The organism is Mumia quercus, from assembly GCF_025506335.1.
Classification (GTDB): domain Bacteria; phylum Actinomycetota; class Actinomycetes; order Propionibacteriales; family Nocardioidaceae; genus Mumia; species Mumia quercus.
On sequence record NZ_JANZYO010000004.1, the window covers coordinates 80,924 to 99,653 of the forward strand.

21 protein-coding genes and 1 tRNA gene are annotated in these 18,730 nt (G+C 71.7%); 13 read left to right on the plus strand and 9 right to left on the minus strand.

Features of this window, described 5'->3' with window-relative positions:
• Window positions 1-64: 64 nt before the first annotated feature.
• Window positions 65-970: a carbohydrate kinase family protein gene (locus tag NYZ95_RS09730; protein WP_262851074.1), complete on the minus strand. Its 906-nt coding sequence runs from the start codon at window positions 968-970 to the stop codon at window positions 65-67.
• Between the two features lie 97 nt (window positions 971-1,067).
• Between NYZ95_RS09730 and NYZ95_RS09735 the strand changes: the two genes are divergently transcribed.
• Both NYZ95_RS09735 and NYZ95_RS09740 read left to right on the plus strand, forming a co-directional pair.
• A complete protein-coding gene (locus NYZ95_RS09735) occupies window positions 1,068-1,259 on the plus strand; it encodes a hypothetical protein (protein ID WP_262851075.1) in 192 nt (63 codons plus the stop codon).
• A gap of 138 nt (window positions 1,260-1,397) precedes the next feature.
• Window positions 1,398-1,595 carry a hypothetical protein gene (locus tag NYZ95_RS09740; RefSeq protein ID WP_262851076.1) on the plus strand — a complete coding sequence of 66 codons (198 nt, stop codon included), beginning with the start codon at window positions 1,398-1,400 and terminating at the stop codon, window positions 1,593-1,595.
• A gap of 87 nt (window positions 1,596-1,682) precedes the next feature.
• Here the strand turns inward: NYZ95_RS09740 and NYZ95_RS09745 are convergent, their stop codons facing one another.
• Both NYZ95_RS09745 and dcd read right to left on the minus strand, forming a co-directional pair.
• Window positions 1,683-2,585: a pseudouridine-5'-phosphate glycosidase gene (locus tag NYZ95_RS09745; RefSeq protein ID WP_262851077.1), complete on the minus strand. Its 903-nt coding sequence runs from the start codon at window positions 2,583-2,585 to the stop codon at window positions 1,683-1,685.
• 15 nt (window positions 2,586-2,600) lie between these two features.
• A complete protein-coding gene (dcd, locus tag NYZ95_RS09750; RefSeq protein WP_262851078.1) occupies window positions 2,601-3,176 on the minus strand; it encodes a dCTP deaminase in 576 nt (191 codons plus the stop codon).
• Between the two features lie 112 nt (window positions 3,177-3,288).
• On the opposite strand from dcd, the gene NYZ95_RS09755 reads away from it, so the two are divergent.
• From NYZ95_RS09755 to NYZ95_RS09770, 4 genes are all read left to right on the plus strand, one after another.
• On the plus strand, window positions 3,289-4,068 hold the full coding sequence (locus NYZ95_RS09755; protein ID WP_262851079.1) for a VldE C-terminal domain-containing protein: 780 nt from the start codon (window positions 3,289-3,291) through the stop codon (window positions 4,066-4,068).
• A 67-nt stretch (window positions 4,069-4,135) separates the two neighbouring features.
• Window positions 4,136-4,675, plus strand: a complete 540-nt coding sequence (locus tag NYZ95_RS09760; protein WP_262851080.1) for a pyridoxamine 5'-phosphate oxidase family protein — start codon at window positions 4,136-4,138, stop codon at window positions 4,673-4,675.
• A gap of 98 nt (window positions 4,676-4,773) precedes the next feature.
• Window positions 4,774-4,844, plus strand: a tRNA-Gly gene (locus tag NYZ95_RS09765).
• A 218-nt stretch (window positions 4,845-5,062) separates the two neighbouring features.
• On the plus strand, window positions 5,063-6,637 hold the full coding sequence (locus NYZ95_RS09770; protein ID WP_262851081.1) for a M20/M25/M40 family metallo-hydrolase: 1,575 nt from the start codon (window positions 5,063-5,065) through the stop codon (window positions 6,635-6,637).
• 69 nt (window positions 6,638-6,706) lie between these two features.
• On the opposite strand, the gene NYZ95_RS09775 is transcribed toward NYZ95_RS09770, so the two are convergent.
• Window positions 6,707-7,456: an SCO6745 family protein gene (locus NYZ95_RS09775; RefSeq protein WP_262851082.1), complete on the minus strand. Its 750-nt coding sequence runs from the start codon at window positions 7,454-7,456 to the stop codon at window positions 6,707-6,709.
• An 83-nt stretch (window positions 7,457-7,539) separates the two neighbouring features.
• Between NYZ95_RS09775 and NYZ95_RS09780 the strand changes: the two genes are divergently transcribed.
• Window positions 7,540-7,764 carry a hypothetical protein gene (locus NYZ95_RS09780; RefSeq protein WP_262851083.1) on the plus strand — a complete coding sequence of 75 codons (225 nt, stop codon included), beginning with the start codon at window positions 7,540-7,542 and terminating at the stop codon, window positions 7,762-7,764.
• Between the two features lie 31 nt (window positions 7,765-7,795).
• Here the strand turns inward: NYZ95_RS09780 and NYZ95_RS09785 are convergent, their stop codons facing one another.
• On the minus strand, window positions 7,796-8,254 hold the full coding sequence (locus NYZ95_RS09785; protein ID WP_262851084.1) for an RrF2 family transcriptional regulator: 459 nt from the start codon (window positions 8,252-8,254) through the stop codon (window positions 7,796-7,798).
• Window positions 8,255-8,399: 145 nt separating this feature from the next.
• Between NYZ95_RS09785 and NYZ95_RS09790 the strand changes: the two genes are divergently transcribed.
• Complete coding sequence (locus tag NYZ95_RS09790; protein WP_262851085.1) at window positions 8,400-10,271, plus strand: acyl-CoA dehydrogenase; 1,872 nt, start codon at window positions 8,400-8,402, stop codon at window positions 10,269-10,271.
• An 81-nt stretch (window positions 10,272-10,352) separates the two neighbouring features.
• Here the strand turns inward: NYZ95_RS09790 and NYZ95_RS09795 are convergent, their stop codons facing one another.
• The 3 genes from NYZ95_RS09795 to NYZ95_RS09805 are packed head-to-tail and all read right to left on the minus strand — an operon-like array spanning window position 10,353 to window position 12,638.
• Window positions 10,353-11,300, minus strand: a complete 948-nt coding sequence (locus NYZ95_RS09795; RefSeq protein ID WP_262851086.1) for a hypothetical protein — start codon at window positions 11,298-11,300, stop codon at window positions 10,353-10,355.
• On the minus strand, window positions 11,297-11,899 hold the full coding sequence (locus tag NYZ95_RS09800; RefSeq protein ID WP_262851087.1) for an RNA polymerase sigma factor: 603 nt from the start codon (window positions 11,897-11,899) through the stop codon (window positions 11,297-11,299). The genes NYZ95_RS09795 and NYZ95_RS09800 overlap by 4 nt, the downstream gene beginning before the upstream one ends.
• A 25-nt stretch (window positions 11,900-11,924) precedes the next feature.
• Window positions 11,925-12,638, minus strand: coding sequence for an aspartate/glutamate racemase family protein (locus tag NYZ95_RS09805; RefSeq protein ID WP_262851088.1), 714 nt, complete (start codon window positions 12,636-12,638; stop codon window positions 11,925-11,927).
• An 81-nt stretch (window positions 12,639-12,719) separates the two neighbouring features.
• Between NYZ95_RS09805 and NYZ95_RS09810 the strand changes: the two genes are divergently transcribed.
• From NYZ95_RS09810 to NYZ95_RS09820, 3 genes are all read left to right on the plus strand, one after another.
• Window positions 12,720-13,637: a LysR family transcriptional regulator gene (locus tag NYZ95_RS09810; RefSeq protein ID WP_262851089.1), complete on the plus strand. Its 918-nt coding sequence runs from the start codon at window positions 12,720-12,722 to the stop codon at window positions 13,635-13,637.
• A gap of 19 nt (window positions 13,638-13,656) precedes the next feature.
• A complete protein-coding gene (locus tag NYZ95_RS09815; RefSeq protein ID WP_262851090.1) occupies window positions 13,657-14,253 on the plus strand; it encodes a hypothetical protein in 597 nt (198 codons plus the stop codon).
• A 115-nt stretch (window positions 14,254-14,368) separates the two neighbouring features.
• Window positions 14,369-15,103 carry an SDR family NAD(P)-dependent oxidoreductase gene (locus tag NYZ95_RS09820; protein WP_262851091.1) on the plus strand — a complete coding sequence of 245 codons (735 nt, stop codon included), beginning with the start codon at window positions 14,369-14,371 and terminating at the stop codon, window positions 15,101-15,103.
• Between the two features lie 4 nt (window positions 15,104-15,107).
• Here NYZ95_RS09820 and NYZ95_RS20400 read toward each other — a convergent pair whose 3' ends face one another.
• Complete coding sequence (locus NYZ95_RS20400; protein WP_262851092.1) at window positions 15,108-16,883, minus strand: redoxin domain-containing protein; 1,776 nt, start codon at window positions 16,881-16,883, stop codon at window positions 15,108-15,110.
• Between the two features lie 60 nt (window positions 16,884-16,943).
• Between NYZ95_RS20400 and NYZ95_RS09830 the strand changes: the two genes are divergently transcribed.
• Together NYZ95_RS09830 and NYZ95_RS09835 are read left to right on the plus strand one after the other, a co-directional pair.
• Window positions 16,944-17,747: a maleylpyruvate isomerase family mycothiol-dependent enzyme gene (locus NYZ95_RS09830; protein WP_262851093.1), complete on the plus strand. Its 804-nt coding sequence runs from the start codon at window positions 16,944-16,946 to the stop codon at window positions 17,745-17,747.
• Window positions 17,744-18,697, plus strand: coding sequence for an oxidoreductase (locus NYZ95_RS09835; RefSeq protein ID WP_262851094.1), 954 nt, complete (start codon window positions 17,744-17,746; stop codon window positions 18,695-18,697). Before NYZ95_RS09830 ends, NYZ95_RS09835 begins: the two co-directional genes overlap by 4 nt.
• Window positions 18,698-18,730: the final 33 nt, after the last annotated feature.

The following is an 18,730-nucleotide window of genomic DNA, read 5'->3' on the forward strand; positions in this document are numbered from 1 at the left end:
ACCCGGGGCGAGCCCTGACTCGGCCCTGGCGCAGGCGAGGGACCATCCCCTGGTCACGTTGCTGTCACAGCGCCGAGCGGGCCTCGCCGAGCACCGGCCGCGCGCCCGTACGGGAGACGGCGATCGCGGCGGTCTCCGCGCCGCGGCGCAGCGCGTGCTGCGGGTCGAGGCCGTCGGCGCTGGCCGCGATGTAGCCGGCGGCGAACGCGTCACCGGCACCGGTGAGGTCCTCGACGTCGGCGGGCTCGGCACGCTGGCGTACGAGGAAGCCGTCGGGCGTCATCTGGACCGCCCCGACGTCGCCGAGCGTCGCGACGACCGTCGGATACCAGCGCGACAGCTCCAGCACCGCACGGTCGGGGACATCCTCCCCGGTCATGCAGCGCAGCTCGTCGAGGTTCGGCAGCACGACGTCGACCCCAGACGTCCACCGCGCGAACTCCTCGACCCCCGCCTCGCGGAGGAACGCGACCGACCCCGGGTCGAGCGACACCGTCACGCCCCGGTCGCGGGCCCGGAGCACGAGCTCCTGCGCCATCGGGCGGGTCGCCGGGTCGAAGAAGGTGTAGCCGGTGAGGTGGAGCCAGCGGAGGTCCTTCCACGCCGACAACGGCACGTCCTTCATGGCGAGCGCGCTGTTGGCGGCCCGGTCGACGTACATGGTCCGCTCGCCACGCCCGTCCAGCGTGATCACGATCGTGGCGGTGTCGTGCTCCCCGTCGGCGGCGATACGCGCCTCGACGCCGAACCGGGACAGGGCCTCGGCGTGGCGCTGCGCGCCGTCGCGCCCCGCGCGTCCCACGAACATGACGTCGGCGCCCTGCCAGCCGAGCCAGGCCGCGACGTTGGCGGCCGAGCCCCCGTCGCGGCGGCGGATCGCCGCCGGCGTGTCGCTCGCCGGAGTGACGGAGGTGAGGGGACGGACGATGACGTCGTCGACCACGTCACCGACCACGAGGATGCGCGCCATGGTCGGAACGCTACCGGCGAATATTCGGATGCGGACCATGCGACCCGCCCTCTAGGCTCGAGTCCGTTGCACGACGAGAGTCAGAAGGAGGCGAAAGATGGACGACTACACGCACGAGATCCTCATGCGTCAGCGTGAGGCAAGGCTGCGTAGCCTCGACGGCTGCGCGCGAGCCGGCGACGTCCGCCGCGCCTCCTGGCGTGGACGCGCCGCGAGCGCGCTCCGCACGCTCGCTGACACGGTGGACGTCGATCCCCGAGGGACGACCGCTCCCGCCCGTCCGATGTGACCGAGGCTCGCCCAGCCGCATCGCACCCCGCTGCCGCGCAGCGGTGACCTACGGCCTCCTCGAGGTCTGCGCACTTCTTTCGCCCGGGTCGTCCGACGCACCCGGGTCTTCGCACCACCCGATGACGGGGGCACAGCCATGACCGAGTACACCCATCTCTTCCTCGAGCACGCGCGCGAGAAAGAGTTCTACCGCACCCTCGAGCAGCGACAGCGTCAGCAGACGATGCCGCGCCCGACCTGGCGAGCGAGTCTCGCCCGGACGCTGCGCAGCAGCGCCGACCGGATCGACGGCGAGCACCGCGCGCACGCGCGGGGCTACGCCCCGACCCGGTGAGCCACGACCGTACGGCTCGCACTACCGAAGACCGGTGACACCTGCAGGGGAGGTGTCACCGGTCTTTCGCGTACGGGCGCCGGGCGCTCAGCCGCGCGCACTCCACGCACGGGCGATCTGCGCACCGACCGCGATGTTGTTCGCCGCGATGTCGAGGTTGACCTCGAGGCTCGAGCCGCGGGTGAGCTCGACGATGCGCGAGAGCAGGTACGGGCTCACGTCTTTGCCGGTGATGCCTTCGCGGTCGGCCTCGGCGAGCGCCTGCGTCAGGGCGTCGTGGTGAAGCTGGGGGTCGAGCTGCTTGTCGTACGGCAGCGGGTTGGCGACGAGGACCGCGCTGCTGCGCCCGAGGACGTCGTTGGCCGCCATCACCGCCGCGACGCCGTCGGCGTCGGGCACGGCCCAGTCGAGGGTCTCGCCGGACTCGGTCAGCCAGAAGCTCGGAAACTGGTCGGTCCCGTAACCGACGACCGTGACGCTGAGCGTCTCGAGCCGCTCCAGCGTCGCCGGGATGTCGAGGATCGACTTCACACCCGCCGAGACGACGGTGACCGGGGTGTGCGCGAGGACGGTGAGGTCGGCCGACTCGTCGAAGGTCGTGGTGGCGCCGCGGTGCACGCCCCCGAGCCCCCCGGTCGAGAAGACGCGGACGCCGGCCTTGGCGGCGAGGTACGCCGTCGCCGCCACCGTGGTCGCGCCGCACGCGCCGGTCGCCATCGCCACCGGCAGGTCGCGCACGCTGACCTTCACGACTGACTCGTCGAGGGCGACCCTCTCCAGCGCCGCGTCGTCCAGCCCCACGCAGGGCTCCCCGTCGACGACCGCGATCGTGGCCGGGACGACGTCGCGGTCCCGAAGGATCTGCTCGAAGTCGCGCGCGGCCTCGAGGTTGCGCGGACGCGGGAGACCGTGGGAGATGATCGTGGACTCGAGCGCGACGACGGGACGGCCGGCGGCGAGAGCGTCGGCTACCTCAGGAAGGATGTGCATCCCCCCAGTCTGGCCTCAGATCTGGGTGCGGTGAAAGTTCGCGTACGAGCGCGAGGGCGTCGGGCCGCGCTGCCCCTGGTAGCGCGAGCCGTACCTCTCCGAGCCGTACGGGTGCTCGGCCGGCGAGGAGAGCCGGAAGAAGCAGAGCTGGCCGATCTTCATGCCCGGGTAGAGCTTGATCGGCAGCGTCGCGACGTTGGCGAGCTCCAACGTCACGTGCCCGTTGAACCCGGGGTCGACGAACCCTGCGGTGGCGTGGGTGAGCAGGCCGAGGCGCCCCAGCGAGGACTTCCCCTCGACCCGGGCGGCCACGTCCACGGGCAGCGCCACACGCTCGTACGTCGACCCGAGGACGAACTCCCCCGGGTGCAGGATGAACGGCCCACCGTCGGCCGCAGTGACCTCCTTGGTGAGGTCGGACTGGTCCTCGGCGGGGTCGATGTGCGGGTAGCGATGGTTCTCGAAGACCCGGAAGTACTTGTCGAGACGCACGTCGATGCTGGACGGCTGCATCATCGCGTCGTCGTAGGGATCGAGCTCGATCCGGCCGTTGTCGAGCTCGGCGCGGATGTCGCGGTCGGAGAGCAGCACAGAACCGAAACTAGCGTACGAAACCCCCAGACGGTCTGTCGCACTCCTTGGCCCGGTTGGGGAAGTGTGCTTGACTGCCCAAGTCCCTCGTCCTCGTTGGAAGGTGAATCTTGTGGCTACCCCCGGCCGCAGGAAGGCGCACCGCGCCCCGCGCAAGCGGGCGCTGCGCCCCGCGTCGCGTCTCTCCGTGAGGTCCCGCCGCACCCCCGCGGCCCTGGCAGGCCTGGTCCTCGCCGGCGTCGCCACCGTGGGTGCGTCCGCACCGCAGGTCCTCACCACCGCAGCCGTCGGCACGCAGCCGGCGACCAGTGCGTCCTCGTCCGAGCAGGCGCTCGCCTCGGCGCCGAGCCTGGAGCAGCACATCGCCGAGCGCCGCGAGGTGGCGGTCAGCCGCTCGAGCGAGCGTCAGGCGCTCCCGACCGCACGCGCCTCACTCGTCGCCGGCATGGCCGAGGCCACCGCCGAGCCCGAGGAGGTCGACGAGGCCGAGGGTGGCGACAGCAGCGACTCCGACTCCCCGAGCACCTCCGTGTCGGGCAAGCCCTGCGCGAGCGGGTCGTCGGTCGAGAGCGGGCTCTCCTCCAACGCGGTGAAGGTCCACCGCGCGGTGTGCGCGCAGTTCCCCAGCGTCACCTCGTACGGCGGGGTCCGCGCGGGCGACGGCGGCGAGCACGGCACCGGCAACGCGCTCGACATCATGGTCTCCGGCTCGACCGGTGACCAGATCGCCGACTACGTCCGCGCGAACGCCTCTCGACTGGGCGTCTCCGAGGTGATCTGGGCCCAGAAGATCTGGACCACCGAGCGGTCCTCGGAGGGCTGGCGGTTCATGGAGGACCGGGGCTCGACGACGGCCAACCACTACGACCACGTCCACGTGACGGTGCACTGACGCCGGACCTGTCAGACCCTCCTGCGAGTGTCGGCGGTGGACACCACACCGCTTCCAGGAGGTCGACGTGCGTTGGAGCGATCTCGTCTCCCGCCAGCCGCGGCTGGCCGACGCCGCGCGGCGTCGGCTCCTCGACCCCGGAGTCGTGCTCCTCGCCAGCGTGCGGCGTGACGGCACTCCTCGCGTGAGCCCTGTCGAGCCCTTCGTCCTCGGCGACGACCTGCTCCTCTCGATGCTGTGGGGCTCGACGAAGGCCAAGGACGTGTCCCACGACCCACGCATCCTGGTCCACAGCATCGTCACCGGCCCCGAGGGTACGGACGGCGAGCTCAAGCTCCGTGGACGCGCTGTGCCGGTCGACGACCGCGACGTGCAGAGCCGCTATGCGGAAGCCGTCGGCGAGGCCCTCGGGTGGCGCCCGCAACCGGGACGCTTCCACCTGTTCCGCGTGGACGTCGAGCACGTCGCGTTCGTGCGCTGGGACTCCTCGGCCAACGACCAGCTCGTCACCACGTGGCCACCGGGGAAGGAGTACGTACGCCGCGGGACGTCGGCGACGAGCGTCGGGCCGCGCGAGCCGTACACGGAGCTGCTGGTCGCGGAATGACCCGTCCTCTGCTCGGCCGATCGCGGACGGGGTGGGCGCGCGCACGCGTCGACGGTGCTCGTATAGAGTGGTCCGCGTCGCCTCGGCGACGACGCCTCGCGGGCGTAGTTCAATGGCAGAACATCAGCTTCCCAAGCTGATAGTGCGGGTTCGATTCCCGTCGCCCGCTCGCTCACGAAGGCCCCGGACCCAGCGGTCCGGGGCCTTCGTCGTGGGGAAGGTCGGCAGTACCCGTCACGGCGAGGGTCATGCGGCGGTGTCCCCGATCCGTCACGCCACCGCACCTCTCGTTCGGCACCTCCCCGTCAATTCACGTCACCTCTGGCATGTGACCCACGTCTCACCTAGGTTGAGGCGGGTCCGACAGACACAACGAGGAGGTCCGACGTGCGAAAAGCACTCACCGGAGCCCTGGGAGCAGTGGTCGCCGCCACCATGGTCACCACCGCCGCACCCGCAGGCGCCATCGACGACGTCAACACGACGCAGCTCCGCAAGGCTGTCACCGTCGACGGGATCCTGAAGCATGCGCGCGCGCTGCAGGTGATCGCCAACCAGAACGACGGCACGCGCGCCTCCGGGCTCCCCGGGTACGAGGCATCCGTCGACTACGTCACCCGGCAGCTGCGCCGCTCCGGCTACACCGTCCGCCGGCAGGCGTTCAGCTTCCCCTTCTTCCAGTCGCTCTCTGCGCCGACCCTCTCGCAGGTCTCCCCGACGCCGACCGACTACGAGACGGACGTCTACCAGTACTCCGGTGACGGCGACGTCACCGGCGTCGTGGTCCCCGCGAACAACAATGTCATCCCCGCGACGCCGGAGCCCAGCAGCACCGCAGGCTGCGAGCCCGGCGACTTCGACGCCGCGCCTGCTGAGCCTGCGGTCGCGCTCGTCCAGCGCGGCGGCTGCGACTTCGCCGTGAAGGCCGACAACGCTGCCGCTGCCGGCTACGACGCGCTCATCATCTTCAACGAGGGCAACCCGGGCCGTACCGAGCTGTCGGTCGGGACGCTCGGTGGAGAGAAGCCGATCCCCGTCGTCGGCCTCTCGTACGCCGACGCCGTGGCGATCCTCGACCAGCTCGAGAACGGCCCGGTCACCCTGAGCGTGAGCACCGACGTCCTGAACGACCCGGACCGCACCACCTGGAACGTGATCGCCGACCTGCCGGCCAAGCAGCTCAAGAAGATCAAGAACAAGGACCAGGTCGTGGTCGTCGGGGCGCACCTCGACTCGGTCGCGGAAGGCCCGGGGATCAACGACAACGGCAGCGGGTCTGCCGGCATCCTGACGATCGCGCAGGAGATGGCCGACCTGAAGCTGACCAAGAAGCTCGCCCGCCCGGTGCGCTTCGCGTTCTGGGGTGCTGAGGAGTCCGGTCTGCTGGGCGCCGAGCACTACGTGAACACGCTGTCGGAGAACCAGCGCTCGAAGATCTACGCGAACCTGAACTTCGACATGATCGGCTCGCCGAACTACGTCCGGTTCGTCTACGACGGTGACGGCTCCGATGGTGGTCCGTCCGGTCCTCCGGGGTCCGACGTGATCGAGTCGGTGTTCACCGACTACTTCGAGAGCAAGGGTCTCGCCAGCGAGCCGACGGACTTCGACGGCCGGTCCGACTACGGTCCGTTCATCGCCGCCGGGATCCCCGCCGGTGGTCTCTTCTCCGGCGCCGAGGGCGTGAAGACCGAGGAGCAGGCCGCGGTGTACGGCGGCACGGCCGGTGAGTGGTACGACCCGTGCTACCACCAGGCGTGCGACGACATCACCAACCTCAGCGTCAAGGCGCTCGACGAGCTCGGCGACGCCGCCGCGCACGCGACGCTCACGCTGACGAAGTCGAAGTCGGGTCTGTACCCCGACGGCAGCCGCAAGGCCAAGGCGGCGGCCGCTGCCAAGGCACAGGCGCTGTCCGCGCCGGCCGCGGCCGTGCGCGGCGGGCACGCAGCGACCCGCTGACCCGTCTCGGAGGGAGCCGACGCCCCTGCACCCCACCCGGGTGCAGGGGCGTCGGTGCGCTCGGCTCGGCTACTCCTCGCCGACGCGCTTGACCTGGAGCAGCGCCTCACCGAGCTCGTTGACCCCGTCCTCGCCGAGGACGTCGCCGAGCAGGCCGACGAACGCTCCGTCGAGCGCACGCTCGGCGTCTCGCCACCGGGCGGCGTCACCGGGCCGCTGGCTCGACTTCACCTCGTCGATCTCCTCCTCGTTCCAACCGAGCGAGGCCATCCCCTCCGGGCCCGCGTGGGGGTCGACGAGCATCGCACGCGGCACCGGGAGCCCGACGAGCGCGAGCGCCGCGAAGTAGAGGCCTCCGCGGATCTCGCGTACCGCCATCGTGGCCTGCGCCAGCCGTGCCGGGACGTCGTCGGCACGCGGGGCGCGCTGCCACCCCTGCGCGAGCACCATCGGCGCGAGGGCGGCCTCGTCCAGCACGCGCTCGAGGAGCTCGGTCGCCCGGGTCGCCGCCGCGTCCTCCACGAGATGGTCACGGCCCCATCCGCGGCAGGCGTCGAGGTAGAGCTCGACCGCCTTCTCCGGGGTCACGTCGGCGCTGCGCTCCCACATCGAGTCGACGACCCGCCGCGAGAAGATCGCCATCACGTCGTACGCCGCCTCGGCGGAGACGTCACCGAGGACGCCGGCCCTCCCGCGGAAGTAGAGAGCAGAGCCAGGCATGCCCGCGTCCTTCGACGTCGAGCGGATGAGAGTCGAGGTCATGAAGGTGCTGCCGAGGCTGTTGAGCGCGTCGCGCCAGGGGTTCGCGGTCGTCGTCATGCAAGCAACCTAGCCGCCCCGGCGCACGGTGCGAAGAGACGCACCACTAGGCTCGGGAAGACCCCTTCCCCCGAGGAGGTCTTGTGCTCGTCCTCCGCATCTTGGCGGCCCACGTCGCCCTGGTCGCGGCGTGGTCAGGAACCCTCGCTCTGCTGGGCTTCCGTCCGATCCCGCTGCAGATCGGCCTGCTCGTGCTCGGCCTCGTCACGTCGTCCGTGCTGGTGACCCGGACGCTCCTCGAACGCGAGCGCGAGCGGACCGCCGAGCTTCCCCTCGTGCTGGAGGACCGGGTCACCCCGGAGGGTTGAGACCCGCGACGCCGTCCGAGCCCTCGAGCCGTCAGTGCGGCTGCCAGGCGTCGTCGTCCTTGGTGAGCGCCTCCACCGCGTCGGGGAGCACACCGTCCGCGAGGTGCTGGATGGTGACGGTCTCGAACACGTCACGCAGACTCGCCCGCGCCGCGATCCAGACGTGCTGCAGGACCTCGGCCCCGCCCTGGTACGAGACAGCCTCGGGGCGCAGACCGTACACGCTCACGAGCGGCCCGTCGACGGCCCTGATGACGTCGGCGACGGTGATGTCGTCGGCGGCGCGGGCCAGGCGCCAGCCGCCGGACTGCCCGCGCTGGCTCACCACGATCCCCGCCCGGCGCAGGTCGGCGAGGATCGCCTGCAAGAAGCCGTGCGGGATGTCCTGCTTGCGGCCGATCTCCTCTGCAGAGACGGGACCGGCGTCGTCGCGGCTCGTGATCTCGATCAGGCCGCGGAGGGCGTAGTCGGACTTGGTGGAAACCCGCATGCGAGAAGTCTCCCAGATCCGTACGGGAACTCGGGTTGGCCGCCCCGGGCTTGCGCCGGTTACCGGCGGGTAGGACACTGGTGTTACCGACCAGTAAGTGCGCTTGCCTCCCGAGGCAGCACCAACCACGAAGGAACACGTCGCCGTGAGCCACTACAAGAGCAACCTTCGCGACATCGAGTTCAACCTCTTCGAGGTCTTCGGCCGCGACGAAGTCCTCGGGACCGGCCTCTTCGAGGACCTCGACGTCGACACCGCGAAGAGCATCCTGAGCGAGATCGACCGGATGGCGCGCGAGGACCTGGCCGAGTCGTTCGCCGACGCGGACCGCAACCCGCCGGTGTACGACCCGGAGGCCTGCACGGTGACGATGCCCGCAGGCTTCGCCAAGAGCTACAAGACGTGGATGGACTCCGAGTGGTTCCGCCTGCAGCTCCCCGTCGAGCTCGGCGGCCAGCCTGCTCCGGCGTCGCTCGTGTGGTCGACCGCCGAGCTCGTGCTCGGTGCGAACCCGCCGGTGTGGATGTACTCCGCCGGCCCCAACTTCGGCTACATCGTGCACCGCAACGGCACCGATCGTGACAAGAAGATCGCGCAGCACATGGTCGACCGCAAGTGGGGCGCCACGATGGTGCTGACCGAGCCCGACGCCGGCTCCGACGTCGGCGCCGGCCGCACCAAGGCGTACCTCCAGGAGGACGGCACCTGGCACATCGAGGGTGTCAAGCGCTTCATCACCTCGGCCGAGCACGACATGAGCGAGAACATCATCCACCTGGTGCTCGCGCGTCCGGTCGGCATCGAGGGCGTCGGCGGCCCCGGCACCAAGGGCCTCTCGCTCTTCATCGTCCCGAAGTACGGCTTCGACCTGGAGACCGGCGAGCTCGACGGCACGCGCAACGGCGCCTACGTCACCAACGTCGAGAAGAAGATGGGCATCAAGGTCTCGACGACCTGCGAGGTGACCTTCGGCGACCCGTCCGTCGGCAACGGCGCCCCGGCGAAGGGCTGGCTGCTCGGCGAGGTCCACGACGGCATCGCCCAGATGTTCCAGGTGATCGAGAACGCGCGCATGCTCGTCGGCACGAAGGCCATCGCGACGCTGTCGACCGGCTACCTCAACGCGCTCGAGTACGCCAAGGAGCGCGTCCAGGGCGCCGACATGCTCAACCCGGCCAAGGACGCACCGCGCGTGACCATCACGCACCACCCGGACGTGCGCCGCTCGTTGATGACGCAGAAGGCGTTCGCCGAGGCGCTGCGCTCGCTGGTGATCTACACGGCGAGCTGGCAGGACCGCGTCATGCAGGCCGAGGCCGCCGGCGAGGAGGACAAGCTCGCCGAGCGCGTCAACGACCTCCTGCTGCCGATCGTCAAGGGCTACGGCTCGGAGCGTTCGTGGGTGCTGCTCGGCACGGAGTCGCTGCAGACCCTCGGTGGTTCGGGCTTCCTGCAGGACTACCCGATCGAGCAGTACGTCCGCGACGCCAAGATCGACACCCTGTACGAGGGCACGACGGCGATCCAGGGCCAGGACCTGTTCTTCCGCAAGATCGTGAAGGACCAGGGTCAGGCCATCGCGCACGTCGCGCAGGAGATCCAGGCGTTCATCGGCTCCGAGGCGGGCAACGGCCGTCTCAAGGTCGAGCGCGAGCTCCTCGCCAAGGGCCTCGAGGACGCGCAGGGCATCCTCGGCGCGGTGTTCGGCCAGATGATGTCGGCCAACCCGGCCGACGGCGGCGACCCGAAGAACGTCTACAAGGTCGGGCTCAACTCGACCCGCCTCCTCATGGCGCTCGGCGACGTCGTCTGCGCCTGGCTGCTGCTGCGCGGCGCCGAGGTCGCGCTCAAGGCGCTCGAGGGTGACGTCTCCGCATCGGACAAGCACTTCTACGAGGGCAAGGTCGCCGCGGCGCAGTTCTTCGCGCGCCAGGTCCTCCCGAAGCTGGCTGCCGAGAAGGCCATCGCCGAGGCGATCGACCTCGACGTCATGGAGCTCGACGAGGCTGCCTTCTAAGGACTGAAGCACCGCACGACAGAAGGACCCGACGTTCCCCTCATGCGGGGTGGAACGTCGGGTCCTTCTGTCGGTCCTGCGTCAGGAGCAGGTGGACGCGCTGATCGCGCCGTCGGCCTTCGCCAGCTCGCAGAGGTCCCAGCTGCGGTCGTCCGTACGGGTGGTGCCCGGGCTCGCGCTGATCCCACCCCCGTCCTCCTGCTCGCCGGGCGCGCCCAGCAGGTTGCCGTCGTGGTCCAGCACCTGCGTCTCGAGCGTCAGCGCCGCCGCTCCGTCGAGGGCACGCTCGCTCACCCGCGCCTGCAGGAAGACGTAGCCGTCGACAGCCGGCGCCACGTGCCACGGTCCGGCCTCCCCGTCGACGACGAAGCGCCGGCGCATGGACGCCACCCGCTCGTCGACCTGGTAGGTGTCCCCCGCGTACCCGAGGGCGTAGCCGCCCGGGCCGTCGATCGGGATCGCCGGATGTGTCGCGTCGTTGGCGTTCGTGGTCGACTTGCTCCCCCTCCCGGCAAGCAGCGCGGCGCTGCGCACCTCCGGCGGACGACCGGACCGCACGGCGACCTCGCACCCGACACGCTCTCCGGTCGTCGCGTCCTCCGCGACGACGACGGCCACGGGACCCGGCCCGTTCAGCGCGCGCTGCACCTGCGCGGACAGCACTTCCCTCGTCTCGAACACCGACCGCGTGCTCCCCATCCCGGAGCCGCAGACGGTGGCGAGGGTCGCGGCCTCGTCCTGCGGGAGGTCGCGCAGCCAGAGCTCGACCTCGGGCACCACCGGCTCGGGCGGAGCCGCCGGCGACGCCGCGACCTGCGGGCCGAGCGTTGCGGGCGACGGGGTGGGAGCGTCCTCACCGGCGACGACCACCCCGAGCCCGACGACGGTCGCTGCCGCCGCGGCCGCCGCGACCGGGACGGCCCACCCCCGCGTACGTGTGCCGCGACCCCGAGATGCCGCAGCCACGATCAGCGCCACGCGCTCGTCCTTGTCGTGGAGCACCCGTTCGGGTGGAAGGTCGATCCTCATGCCAGCTCCTCTCGTCCGACTGTCACCGTGTGCTCCCCCAGGCGTGCGCGTGCGCGGGAGAGGCGAGACTTCACCGTCCCGACCGGGACCGACAGCGCGTCGGCCGCCTCCTGCATCGAGCAGCCCGACCACCAGACGAGCTCGACGACCTCGCGCTGGGACGCCGGGAGCCGGTCGACGACCTCCCGGACACGGCGCATCTGGCGCTCGCTGTCGATGCCGGCGGCGACCCGGTCGGCGTGGTCGGGGTCGACCTCCTCGACGGAGACCTTGCGCTTGAGCGCCGTGAGCCGACGCAGCCCGCGCAGCGTGTTCGCGCTCTCGTGCCCTGCCATGGCCAGGAGCACCGCACGCGCGGAGTCGTGCCGGAGCACGTCCGTGCGACCCGCCAGCGCCCGACGCCAGAGCGTGACGAACGTGGCCTGGGTGATGTCCTCGGCCGTGGCCCAGCAGGCGGTCCGGCGGAACGCGAAGTTGTAGACGGCGTCGCTGTGACGGGTGAAGATCTCGGCGAACGCCGATTCGCTCCCCGTACGAAGCCGTTCCCACACCTCGCGGTCCGTCTGGGGTCGCGGACCGTCGTCGTCGAAGCTGCTCACACCCTGAAGAGTCCTCCTCAGCGACTCAGGTTCCCTCCACGCCCTGGCTGCTTCCCAGCGCGAGGAGACCGAGCGCCCGCGCGTGCACGTCCGCGCTGTCGACGAGCGGCAGCGGGGAGTCGGCGGGTCCGACCAGCAGCCCGACCTCCGTGCAGGCGAGGACGACGGCGTCGGCCCCCTGGTCACCGAGCCGCCGGATGATGTCGACGTAACGCGTACGCGAGGGGTCGCGCACGATCCCACGGGTCAGCTCGTCGAAGACGATGGTGTCGGCCGCTTCACGGTCGGCGGCGTCGGGGACCACCGCACCGACGCCTTGACGCGCCAGCCGCTCCGCGTAGAAGTCCTCCTCCATCACCCAGCGCGTGCCCAGGATGCCGAGGGTGCCCCAGCCGTTGCGGGCCGCTTCCGCCGCGACCGCGTCACCGATGTGGAGGAGCGGGACGTCGATGCCCGCCTCGACCGCAGGAGCGACCTTGTGCATCAGGTTCGTGCAGATCGCGACCGTCGTGGCCCCTCCTCCCACGCAGCGCTGCCCTGCCTCGGTCAGCAGCGCCGCCGCGGCGTCCCAGTCGTCACGGAGCTGGCACTGCCGGACCTCCTCGAAGTCCAACGACTGCAGGGCGATCTTCGCGGAGGCGTGACCTCCCCTCGCCGAGGCGACGACCTCGTTGATGATCCGGTAGTAGGTCGCGGTCGAGTGCCAGCTCATGCCGCCGATCAGTCCCAACGTCTCCATGGCTCCATGCTCGCGTCGAGGCGGACGCCGCAGTAGCCCGTGCTTGACGAGAGCGGGTCTTAGCAGATCTGATGGTTGACGATGGACCCACGACGTGTGCTGGTATTCCGAACCGTCGCCCGGTCGGGCTCGCTCAGCGCCGCCGCCCGCGAGCTGGGGACGACGCAGTCGGCCGTGAGCCAGCAGCTGAGGCAGCTGGAGCGCGAGGCCGGCGGACCGTTGCTGCTGCGGACCGCGCGCGGGACCCAGCTCACCGAAGCCGGCGTCGCCCTCCTGGCGCACGCCGACACCATCCACGGCGCGTTGCACCTCGCCCGGGGTGAGCTCGACGCGCTGGCCGAGGCGCGCGGGGGCGTCGTACGCCTCGTCTCCTTCCCGTCGGGCGCCGCGACCCTCGTCCCGCCTGCCCTGCGCGCGCTGCGCGAGGAGCGGCCGGAGGTGGAGGTCACTCTCGTCGAGACCGAGCCGCCCGAGGCGTGGGCATCCGTCCTCGCCGGGGAGGCCGACGTGGCCCTGGTCTTCGGGTACGACGGTCCGCCGGCCGAGGACGGCGCGCTCGCCTGGGTCCCGCTGGGCGTGGAGCCGCTGTCGCTCGTCGTGCCTCCTGGGTCCGCGCCGGACGACGTCGACGCCTCGTGGCTCGCCGCCCAGGACTGGGTCGCGGGCTGCGAACGATGCCGCCAGCACCTGGTGTCCTGCTGCCGGACGGCCGGCTTCGAGCCCCGGCTGCTCCACGAGAGCGACGACTACGTCGCGGTGCAGAACCTGGTCGCTCACGGGTTCGGAGTGACCGTGCTCCCCCACCTCGCTCTGTCCGCGTTCCGACACCCTGACGTCGAGCTGCGTCGGTCGGACCTGTTCGGTGCGCGGCACGTCGGCATGGTGCACCGCAGAGGGGCGGAGGCGGTCCCCGCCGTGCGCGCGCTCATGGAGCGCATGCAGACCGCCGCCAAGGCGGTGCTCGGCCGTCGCCGGCGCCGCGCCGCCGGTGACGGCTGACAGCAGATACGCTCGCGCCATGTCCCCGCCCGTCCCCCTCAACGAGCCACGCCGGCCGCGCAGGGTGTCGGGCGGCTGGTACGCGGTCGGCGCGGTGATCGCCGTGATCGGCCTCGTGGGCGCCCTCCTCCTCGGGCTCGCATCTGCCGGGCTGGCCCGCGACGCGAAGGTCACGCGTCTGCCGAGCGACGGCGCGATGACGGTCCCCGAGCACCGGTTCGCCGTGTGGGTCGACGCCGACGTCCCGTCAGGGAGCACAGGTGAGGACCTCGGCGTCACGTGCACCCTCACCCCGCAGGGCGGTCCGGCGATCGACGTCCCTGCGCTCCGCAACCAGAGTGCGGCCGTGACGGGATGGCACCTGGTCGCCCTGTCGGCCGACGGCGCGACGCGCGACTGGGTCGGCGCGCCGGCGACGCTCTCCTGCCGCTCGACCGACCCGGAGCTGGCGCAGGCCGGCTGGGGCACCGGCAAGCAGCCGCAGGTCCTCGGCGTCATCGTCCTGGCCGTCGCCGCCCTCGTGGTGGGCACGGGCGGCGTCGTCCTCGGAGCCCTCGCGGCGCTGCTGGTGTTGTTCCTGCGGCGCCGGGCCGCGCGACACAGCGCCACCGCCTGACCTCGCGCGGCCCGCGACGCGGCGTCCGTTTCCCGCCGGTACCGCCCGGCTCGCGCTGCTGGGATGGAGGAACCGCCGCGGACGAGCCGGCGGCTCCGCCTCAGGAAGGGACCACATGAAGATCGCACTCGTCACCGGCGCCACCCGAGGGATCGGGCTCGCCGTGGCGCAACGGCTCGCCAAGGACGACCACCACGTCGTCGTCGCCGCGCGCGACGCCGCGGGCGGCGCCGAGGTCGCGCGGCGTCTGACCGAGGAAGGGTACGCGGCGAGCAGCGTCACCCTGGACGTGACCGACCGCGCGCAGGTCCGGGAAGCAGCCTCGTACGTCGCCGACCAGCTGGGCCGGCTCGACGTCCTCGTCAACAACGCCGGCATCCTGCCCGAGGCAGGTGCGGCCGACGCAGACGGCGTCGTGGACATCGCGCTGTTCGAGCAGACCTTCGCCACGAACCTGTTCGGGGCGGTCGCCGTCTCGTCGGCGTTCCTCCCGTTGCTCCGCACGAGCGCGGCCGGCCGCATCGTCAACGTCTCGAGCACGATGGGGTCGTTGGCGGACCAGACGAACCCCGACTCGCCGTACTACCCGATGGGCGTGCCGGCGTACCGGGCGTCGAAGGCCGCCTTGAACAGCGTCACGATCGCGCTGAGCAAGGCGCTGGCAGACACCCCCATCAAGGTGACCTCCGTGTGCCCCGGCTGGGTCCAGACCGATCTCGCGCCGGGCGCTCGTGAGCAGGCACCGACGACACCTGAGGCAGCGGCCGAGGTGGTCGTCGCGGCCGCCACGCTCGCCGACGACGTCCCGTCCGGCACCTTCATGAGCACCGAAGGGACCGTCCCGTGGTGAGCGCCTAGGCGGAAGGGGCGCCGCCCAGAGGCAGGTCGATGCGCATGGCGCCGTCGGGCGTGAGGCGTACGGGCACGCCCCAGTCCTGCTGGTGGACGTGGCACGCAGCACCGACCTCGTCACCGTCGTCACACGAGGCCGCCATCGCCGCGACGTGCAGCACCCCGTCACCGACGGCCGCGTCGAGCACGAGTCGCCGTACGAGGCCGGTGCCGCGCCCTTCGCCCTCGCGCAGCAGCGCAGGAGGCGTGGCCGTGACCACCAGGCGGGTCGCCGGGCCGTACCGCTCGTCCAGGTGCTGGCCCGGCGGCGGCGTGAAGGCGACCGCGAGCTCGACCTCCCCGGCGCGGACCTCCGTGGTCGGTCGGCCGGTGGTGTGGCTCGCCCCGGTAGCCCGGGCCGAGGCGCCGAGAGGGACCCGTGAGAGACGGTGCGCGGCCGACTCCACCACGAGCAGCTCGTCTCCGTCGAGGAGCAGACCCGACGGCTCGGCGAGACCGGTCGCCAGCGTGCCCAGCCGGGCGGCGGCGGGGTCGAAGAGGCGGACGGCGCCGTTGTAGGTGTCGGCCACGGCGACCGAGCCGTCGGGCAGGACGGCGAGCCCGAGCGGGTGCTGCAGCAACGCCTCGTCCGCAGGACCGTCGACGAAGCCGAAGTCGAACAGTCCCTTGCCGACCAGCGTCTCGACGACCAGCGACCCGTCGCGTTCCACGACCCTCCGCAGCGCGCTCGTCTCGGGGTCGGCGAGCCACAGCGTGTCCCCGTCGGGGGCCAGACGCGACGGCTGGGCGAACCACGCGTCAGGCAGCGGCCCGTCGACGAGACCTTCGTTCGTCGTCCCCGCCGCGACGGCGACCTCGTGCGACACCGGGTCGTACGTCCACAGCTGGTGGATGCCTGCCATGGCGATCCAGACCCGGTCGCGCCACCAGGTGACGTCCCACGGCGAGGAGAGCGAGCGCGTCCCGTCGCCCTGCATCCACTGCCGACCGTCGCCGGCGAGGACCTGGAGGGCGCCGTCGGCGAGGTTCAGCCCGAGGAGCCGGTGCGCGACCGTGTCGGCGACGACGACGTCGTAGCCGGTGAGGTCGCGCAGGTCGTCGGGGAGCAGGAGGAGGCCGTTGGGCTCACGGAACCCTTCGTACCGGCGCACCACCGTCGACGCGTCGGCGGCCAGGTGGACCAGGCTCCCGCTGCCCGCGTCCGCGACCAGGACCCCGCCGGACGGGAGCCGGATCGCGTTCGCGGGGAAGCGCAGGTCGCCCGGCTCGGCCGCCGGCGCCACGTACGGGGAGCGTCCTCGCGTGAGCGTGCCGCGCGCCTCGTACTCCGGCACCAGCCGTGCCAGCACCGCGTCGAGCGCGTGGACGTGCCCCTCCCCCGCGTACTGGGCGATCACGTAGCCCTCGGGGTCGATGAGCACGAGCGTCGGCCACGCGCGGGCGGTGTACGCCTGCCAGGTGGTGAGCTCGGGGTCGTCGAGCACAGGGTGCGTGATGCCGTTGCGCGCGACCGCGGCTGCGAGGGCGTCGGCGTCGGCCTCGTGGGCGAACTTCGGCGAGTGGACGCTGACGACCACGAGGGCGTCGTCGTAGCGCTCCTCCAGCGGCCGCATCTCGTCGAGGACGTGCAGGCAGTTCACGCACCCGGCAGTCCAGAAGTCCAGGAGGACGAAGCGTCCTCGGAGGTCGGCCAGCGTCAGGGGTGCGCCGCCGGTGCCGAGCCAACCGCGTCCGCGGAGCTCGGGCGCGCGTACGCGGGGCTTGAGTCCGTCTGTCACGCCTCCAGTGTCGCGCGCAGACGGGCCTCCGGGACCATCGCGTCCCCTAGGCTTCCGCGCATGGACCTCTCCTTGTACGTCGACGCCTGGGCCGAGTCGGCCGAGCGGACACTCTCCCTGCTCGCCAACCTGCCCGCGGAGGCGTGGGAGACACCGACCGGCTGCCCGGGGTGGAAGGTGCGCGACGTGGTCGCCCACCTCGCCGCGATCGAGGCCGAGCTGTCCCACACCGGGCGAGGGGGGCCGACCGGGCTCGACGTCGGCAGCGGCGAGGTGGAGTCGGCTTACACCGAGGCCGGGATCCGGCAGCGCGAGGACATGACGACCGACGCGCTCGTCGACGAGCTGCGCATCGCGGTGGCCGTCCGCCGCGACGTGCTCGCCACGCTCCCCGAGGACCCCCGCGCGCTGGCGGAGGACACCCCTGGTGGCATCGCCTGGACCAACGAGGTGGTCCTGCGCAACCGGATGATCGACATGTGGATCCACGAGCAGGACATCCGTACGGCGACGGGAGTGCCCGGTGGGTACGACGGCAAGGCCGCCGTCCTCGTGGTCAGCGGGTTCCTCCTGGCGCTCCCGTACGTGCTCGCCAAGAAGCTCAAGGCCGACCGCGGCACCAGCCTGGTCCTCGACGTCTCCGGACCGGTCACCCGGACGGTCACCGTGGAGGTCGGTGACGACGGCCGCGGGCGTCTCCGCGACGGGGCGAGCACGGACCCGCACGTAAGGGTCTCCATGTCGACGGACACGTTCGTCACGCTCGTCGCCGGCCGTGACGCGCTCCAGCCGCTCAGCATCACCTGGACCGGCGACTCCACCCTCGTCGGCGACCTGCTGGCCGAGATCGCGGTGACCCCGTGAGCGGACGTCCCGCAGCCACCTGGACCACCGAGGACATCCCCGACCTCTCGGGCTCGACCGTCGTCCTCACGGGCGTGACCGGCGGCCTCGGCACCGAGGCCGCCTACCAGCTCGCCCACCACGGCGCCCGCATCATCGCGACCGGCCGTGACCTCGACAAGGTCGAGGCTGCGCTCACGGCCCTCCGCCACGGGATCCACGACCTCGACGCGACCGCCGTACGCCTCGACCTGGCCGACCTCGACTCCGTGCGGGAGGGCGCCGAGGCGATCCTCGCGCTGGGCGGGAGCGTCGACGTCCTCCTCAACAACGCCGGTGTCATGGCCACGCCACGTCGCACCTCTGCCCAGGGCTTCGAGCTCCAGATGGCGACCAACCACCTCGGGCACTTCGCCCTCACCGCGCACCTCTGGCCGACTCTGGTCGCGAGCAGCGCGCGCGTGGTGACGGTCTCCTCGCTGATGCACTCCTTCGCCCGTGACGTCGACCTGCGGACCCTGGAGCCGCACGCCGATCTCGGGCGGTACGACCGCTGGTCCGCCTACTGCCAGTCCAAGCTCGCGAACCTGCTCTTCATGCGTGAGCTCGACCGCCGCGTCCGGGCCGCCGGTCTGGACGTCACCAGCGTCGCGGCGCATCCCGGCTACGCGATCACCCACCTCCAACGTTCTGGTCTGGAGCTGGGGGGACGCTCGTTCCAGGGCGTCTTCGTGCACCAGATCACACGCGCGGTCGGCCAGTCGGCCGCCGCCGGGGCCTGGCCGCTGGAGCGTGCCGCGACCGAGCCGGGCCTTCCGGGCGGCTCGTACGTCGGGCCGTCGGGGCTGCGCCAGCTGCGCGGCCGCCCCCGGCTCGTCGGGATGACGAAGACCGCGCGAGACCCCCAGCTGGCCGCGCGGCTGTGGGCCGCGTCCGAAGCTGCAGCGGGCCTCACGTTCGACGTCGCCTGACGACGAACGGTCGGCTTCCCTCCCACGGAAGGC

Excerpts from the sequence above, each read along its gene's own strand:
- NYZ95_RS09730 (WP_262851074.1), bottom strand. The coding sequence starts at position 970 with ATGGCGCGCATCCTCGTGGTCGGTGACGTGGTCGACGACGTCATCGTC.
- NYZ95_RS09735 (WP_262851075.1), top strand. The coding sequence starts at position 1,068 with ATGGACGACTACACGCACGAGATCCTCATGCGTCAGCGTGAGGCAAGG.
- NYZ95_RS09740 (WP_262851076.1), top strand. The coding sequence starts at position 1,398 with ATGACCGAGTACACCCATCTCTTCCTCGAGCACGCGCGCGAGAAAGAG.
- NYZ95_RS09745 (WP_262851077.1), bottom strand. The coding sequence starts at position 2,585 with ATGCACATCCTTCCTGAGGTAGCCGACGCTCTCGCCGCCGGCCGTCCC.
- NYZ95_RS09775 (WP_262851082.1), bottom strand. The coding sequence starts at position 7,456 with ATGACGACGACCGCGAACCCCTGGCGCGACGCGCTCAACAGCCTCGGC.
- NYZ95_RS09785 (WP_262851084.1), bottom strand. The coding sequence starts at position 8,254 with ATGCGGGTTTCCACCAAGTCCGACTACGCCCTCCGCGGCCTGATCGAG.
- NYZ95_RS09795 (WP_262851086.1), bottom strand. The coding sequence starts at position 11,300 with ATGAGGATCGACCTTCCACCCGAACGGGTGCTCCACGACAAGGACGAG.
- NYZ95_RS09805 (WP_262851088.1), bottom strand. The coding sequence starts at position 12,638 with ATGGAGACGTTGGGACTGATCGGCGGCATGAGCTGGCACTCGACCGCG.
- NYZ95_RS09810 (WP_262851089.1), top strand. The coding sequence starts at position 12,720 with ATGGACCCACGACGTGTGCTGGTATTCCGAACCGTCGCCCGGTCGGGC.
- NYZ95_RS09815 (WP_262851090.1), top strand. The coding sequence starts at position 13,657 with ATGTCCCCGCCCGTCCCCCTCAACGAGCCACGCCGGCCGCGCAGGGTG.
- NYZ95_RS09820 (WP_262851091.1), top strand. The coding sequence starts at position 14,369 with ATGAAGATCGCACTCGTCACCGGCGCCACCCGAGGGATCGGGCTCGCC.
- NYZ95_RS09830 (WP_262851093.1), top strand. The coding sequence starts at position 16,944 with ATGGACCTCTCCTTGTACGTCGACGCCTGGGCCGAGTCGGCCGAGCGG.